3 protein-coding genes are annotated in these 4793 nt (G+C 53.4%); all 3 read right to left on the bottom strand.

Translation table 11 applies throughout. The features are described from left to right. Window positions 1–78 precede the first annotated feature (78 nt). Window positions 79–270 carry a hypothetical protein gene (locus PKH29_11525; GenBank protein ID HNX15466.1) on the bottom strand — a complete coding sequence of 64 codons (192 nt, stop codon included), beginning with the start codon at window positions 268–270 and terminating at the stop codon, window positions 79–81. A 626-nt stretch (window positions 271–896) separates the two neighbouring features. Continuing rightward, window positions 897–2795, bottom strand: a complete 1899-nt coding sequence (locus PKH29_11520; GenBank protein HNX15465.1) for an ABC transporter ATP-binding protein — start codon at window positions 2793–2795, stop codon at window positions 897–899. Continuing rightward, on the bottom strand, window positions 2795–4666 hold the full coding sequence (locus PKH29_11515) for an ABC transporter ATP-binding protein (GenBank protein ID HNX15464.1): 1872 nt from the start codon (window positions 4664–4666) through the stop codon (window positions 2795–2797). Before PKH29_11515 ends, PKH29_11520 begins: the two co-directional genes overlap by 1 nt. Window positions 4667–4793 lie beyond the last annotated feature (127 nt).

Below are 4793 nucleotides of genomic sequence, written 5' to 3'. Positions count from 1 at the left end.
TTTCAAAACATCAAAACGCAGGACGAAAAGCGGGATATGCCCGTTTTCGCCCTGCGAAGATATTTTTGTTGAATGGAATTACCGGAAATAAAGGCCCGAGGTGAATTCGGCCTGCGCCGTGACGCGTCTGTTTTCGGCCCAGGAATATCCCGGCTTGACGGCTTCGTTATGTATGATGTCGGCAGCCGTATAGCAGACGGCCAGGATGCCGGAGAGAAGGCTTGCGAAAAGCAGCAGGAGGAGTGCTGTGATCAGGGGGCTCTTTTTCATTTCGTATCCTTTCTGTCAGTGACATATGCCTTTAAAGGTTACAAATTTCGTGGCCTATGTGCTTTGTACTGCAATAATATCACAAAAAGGTTACATTTTCGGTTACATTTTGGCACTTTGCTTGCAAAATTATTGTAAACCGGCGGATTTTGGGGAATTTTTTATAATTTGTAGGGCGCGGCATCACGGGCCACGGCCCGCCTGACGCGCCGTTGCCCGGAACAATGCGTACGGCGGGGACGGAATCCCACCACCACTGCAAGGCGGTAGACGAATTAGTGAATAGTGAATAGTGAAGAGTGAATAGTGAAGAAGTAAGGTACCGCGCGTTAATCTGTGCGACAGGGGCGGGGATAATCCGTGCGACGGGGACGGGGGCGGAATGCTGCGGACGGTAGAGTTACGTATACGAACTCCTTCCCCCATTCCCGCATCAACGGTGCGCTGTTGATGAATACAAGGGAGGCAAGACGGCGTGCCGAGTCGTCACGCCCTAAAAAAATTTAAAACCCGCCGGAGGGCGGGTTTTAGATTTCTGAATTCTTAATTCTTAATTCTGAATTCTGAATTACGCGTAGTAGCTGCGCATTCCCAATATTACGCGTAATAGTTGCGCAGGCCCAGTACTATGCGTAATATTGGGCCTGGGCGTTCCAGAGTTCGTAATATTTGCCGGTGGGATTCTGAATCAGCTGGTCGTGGCTGCCGCGCTGGACGAGGCGGCCTTTGTCGAAGACCGCGATGTCGTCGCAGAACCGGCAGCTCGACAGGCGGTGGCTGATGTAGATGGCCGTCTTGTCGCCGACGATTTCATTGAATTTGGAGTAGATCTCATATTCGGCGATGGGGTCGAGAGCTGCGGTCGGCTCGTCGAGGACGATGAACGGCGCGTCTTTGTAGAGCGCTCTTGCAAGCGCGATCTTCTGGGCCTCGCCGCCCGAGATCTCGACGCCGTTTTCGTCGTAGTTTTTATACAGGCAGGTCTCGGAGGTCAGGTGGGAAACATCTCCGGGTTTATCGAGCCCGAGGCCGGACTTTTTACAGCACTCTTCGACTTTTGAGGCGTCGTATTCGACGTTGGCGGCGACGTTTTGACCGAGCGAGACGGCGAACAGGTTGAAGTCCTGAAAGACCACGCCGAAGATGCGCATATATTCCTCATAGTCGTATTTGCGGATGTCGATGCCGTTTAAGGTGATCTCGCCCTCGGTGGGGTCGTAAAGGCGGCACAAGAGTTTGATCATCGTCGTCTTGCCGCTGCCGTTCATGCCGACCATCGCGAGTTTTTCGCCGATGTGCAGTTTCATCGAGAAATGGCGCAGGGCGTATTCCCCGGTGCCCGGGTATTGGAACGAGACGTTTTTAAACTCGACCAGATAGTCGTTGTCGCCGCCGTCGCAGTGGACGCGCTTTTCGACCGGGAGGGTGCCTTTATACATCTCATTCGGGATCGAGAGGAATTCGAGGGTGCTCTCCTGCCGCTTCGCGGCGACTTCAAAATAGGTGAGCTGTTGGACGATATTGGAGATGCACCGGATGAAATCGGTGAAGCCCTTTGCGTAGCGGTACATGCCGCCGACGCCGAAGACGCCCGCCGCGCATTTGATGGCGGTGTAGAAATAGGAGCCGCCCGTGAGGAGATATTCGGGGATGCTGCCCAAAATCCAGCCGGTGCCGTTCAGGCGGCCGTACCGCTCGAACTTTTTAAACCACCATTTGCGGCCGGGTTCGATCTCCTCTTCGAGCATCTCCTGCCCGCCGAACAGGCGGATATCTTTGCCCATTTTATATTCCATCTGTCCGGATTCGAAGATGTAATACATGATGGATTTTTTTTCGATGCTCTTTTCCTCCATCTCTTTGAACCAGATCTTGTTGAGTTTCAAAGAGGGAAGCATGCTGACTAAAAGATATGAGATCACGGACAGGAAGAAGTAGACGTAGAAGTCCCATTGTTTGAAGATTCCCGTGCCGGTCAGCAGAGGCCAGAGCAGGACGATTGCGGTGACGCCGTTGCCGAGGGTTCTCGGCAGCCAATAGATCATATCCAGAATGCTCTTTAAGCCGAAGCCCATCAGGTTATCCTCCTGAATGCGGCGGCGCAGATCCTGCGAGCGGGGGCTGTCGAGCAGCGGATAGTCCATACTGAGGGTCTTTTCGCCGGTGCGGGCGGCATAGTTCAATGTGGCGACTTCCTTATGGATGTTCATGTACTTTCCGATGACGGTTGAGGCGGTGTTTAATGCCAGAATAGTGCATTCGGCGATGACGATTTGGATCAAAATCTCCTTGAACGGCTTGTGCGCATAGAGCATATCAAGCACTTGGGAGAGGATCAGCGTCGCGACCATCGCGTAAGAGGAGTTGATGATGCAGCGCAGCCAGGACAGCGGAACGATCCATTTGTCGAGCGAGTTGGCGAGTTTGTAGCACTTGACCATCGCGCGGACGGTGGCGGCCATGCGCTTTGAGAGCTTTTCCTTTTTCGGATTTTCGTTGTTTGCCGTGTCTTTATTATTTGACATCAGACCGCACCCCCTTCCAAAGCGAGATTGCCGTTCGGTGTGACGTTTTCTTTATAATAGTGGCTTTGAATTTCAAACATCCCGGCGTATTTGCCGCCGGCCGTCATGAGTTCGGCATGGCTGCCGCGCTCGGTGATCGCGCCGTTTTCCAAAAAGAAAATGCGGTCGCAGAAGCGGGTCGAGGCCAGCCGGTGGGAGATGAACAGCACCGTGCTGCTTCCGGCGAGCTCCTGGTATTTGTCATAGACCTCGCTTTCGGAGATCGGGTCGAGCGCCGCGGTCGGTTCGTCGAGAATCAGTACCGGCGCTTGTTTATAGAGGGACCTTGCCAGCAGCAGTTTTTGCTGTTCGCCGCCCGAAAGCATCACACCGTCGTCGTGGATGAAGCGCAGAAGCTGGGTGTTTTCCGCTTGGGGCAGCTGTGAGACGTGTTCCCAGATGCCCGCGCGCTCCAAACAATCTTTGACGAGCGCATAGTCGACGTCTTCCGGTTTTTTCATCGCGACGTTCTGAGCGACGGTGACGGGCAGCAGGGAGATATCCTGAAAGACCGCCGAGAGCAGGGAAAAAATATCTTCGCGGCGCATGTTGGCGATATCCTGCCCGCCGATGAGAATCTTTCCTTTTGTCGGCTGATAAAATCCGCATAAAAGTTTTACGATGGTGGTTTTGCCCGCACCGTTCACTCCGACCAGCGCGATCTTCTCGCCGCCGCGAATCTGCATACTGAGGTGGTCGAGGATCAGTTTCTCCGAACCGGGATAGGAGAAGCAGACGCCGCAAAACTCGATGGTCAGCGGGCGGGAAAGAGAAGTGACGTCGGTCGGATTTACCGGGTCGGGCCGGTCGGGCATATCGAGATAGCTGCGCAGGTCGCAGATCTTATAGTTCGAGAGATTGATCTCGTGAATCCAGCCGACGACGTTTTGCATCTGGGTCGAGAACAGGGTGATGGCGTTGAAATAGAGGATCAGGTCGCCGACGGAGATCTCGCCGATCGACGCTTTCCACGCCAGATACGCATACGCAAGGGCGTCACGCAGGAAGGTGTTGAGGAGGTACGGAATATCGGAGACGAGCTCTTTGAAATTGCGCTCGCGGCGGTTCTTGATCTGCTCTTTCAAGAGCATCTCGCGCAGGTCGGCGAACCATTTGCTCATCTTATAAATGCGGATGTCTTTGCCTGATTTGGAATCGGATGAGGTCTTGATGACGTAATTCTGGCGCTTGTCGGTCTTGGCCCAGCGGTCCTTCTGCTTCTCGACCCATTTCTCAAACGCGAGGCGCGCAAGCAGTTCCGCGCCGGAGCCGACTAAAACCAGCACGACGATCAGCGGGTTTACGACCGACAGCACCGTGGTGAACAGGATGAACATCAAAACGTTCTGCGTGGTCTGGAAGAAGTTCCAAATCATTGAAGTGGAGTTGGCGCGGTCGTTGAAAGAGTCTCCCTCGCAGCTCTTCGCCTTTTGGTATTTGGTCTGGCCTTCGGAGCCCTCGAGCAGCGCGTAATCGCAGTTCAGGGTCTTTTTAAAAATGCGATGCTGGAAGTTGACGGTGACTTTCATGAATCGGTTGCCCGCGTTGCCGGAAAAATAGCCGTTGATCGATTCAATCACGATACAGGCCACGACAAAGATGCCGGTAGCAAGCGCGATCTGCCCGACTGACGAGCCGTTCGTCACCTGATCGATGACGAATTTGGGCAGGTAGATCCAGGCATAACGCAGCGCGACGGCGCAGGCCATCGCGATCGGCAGGGAGAGCACCGTGAATTTGTCGGCCGCCCAAAGGTTTTTGAGCAAAAATCCCATGTTTCGGAGGACCGAATAAGCGGGTTTGATTTTTTTCTTTTTTTCGTTTTCTGGCAAAATAAAATCGCTCCTTTCACAGGTAACGGGAGGATTGTAACATTCTTTATTGAATAAAAATACATTTTTACGCCAACGGTCGGAATTTCGACGCGAATGGAAATTTTCATTGTAGGGGCGTTACGGG

The sequence above is a fragment of the Oscillospiraceae bacterium genome (genome assembly GCA_035353335.1).
GTDB lineage: Bacteria > Bacillota > Clostridia > Oscillospirales > JAKOTC01 > DAOPZJ01.
This window is presented reverse-complemented; position numbering and strand designations above follow the sequence as displayed.

What these genes read in the sequence shown, in the direction of transcription:
- PKH29_11525 (HNX15466.1), bottom strand. Translation starts at nt 270, where the DNA reads ATGAAAAAGAGCCCCCTGATCACAGCACTCCTCCTGCTGCTTTTCGCA.
- PKH29_11520 (HNX15465.1), bottom strand. Translation starts at nt 2,795, where the DNA reads ATGTCAAATAATAAAGACACGGCAAACAACGAAAATCCGAAAAAGGAA.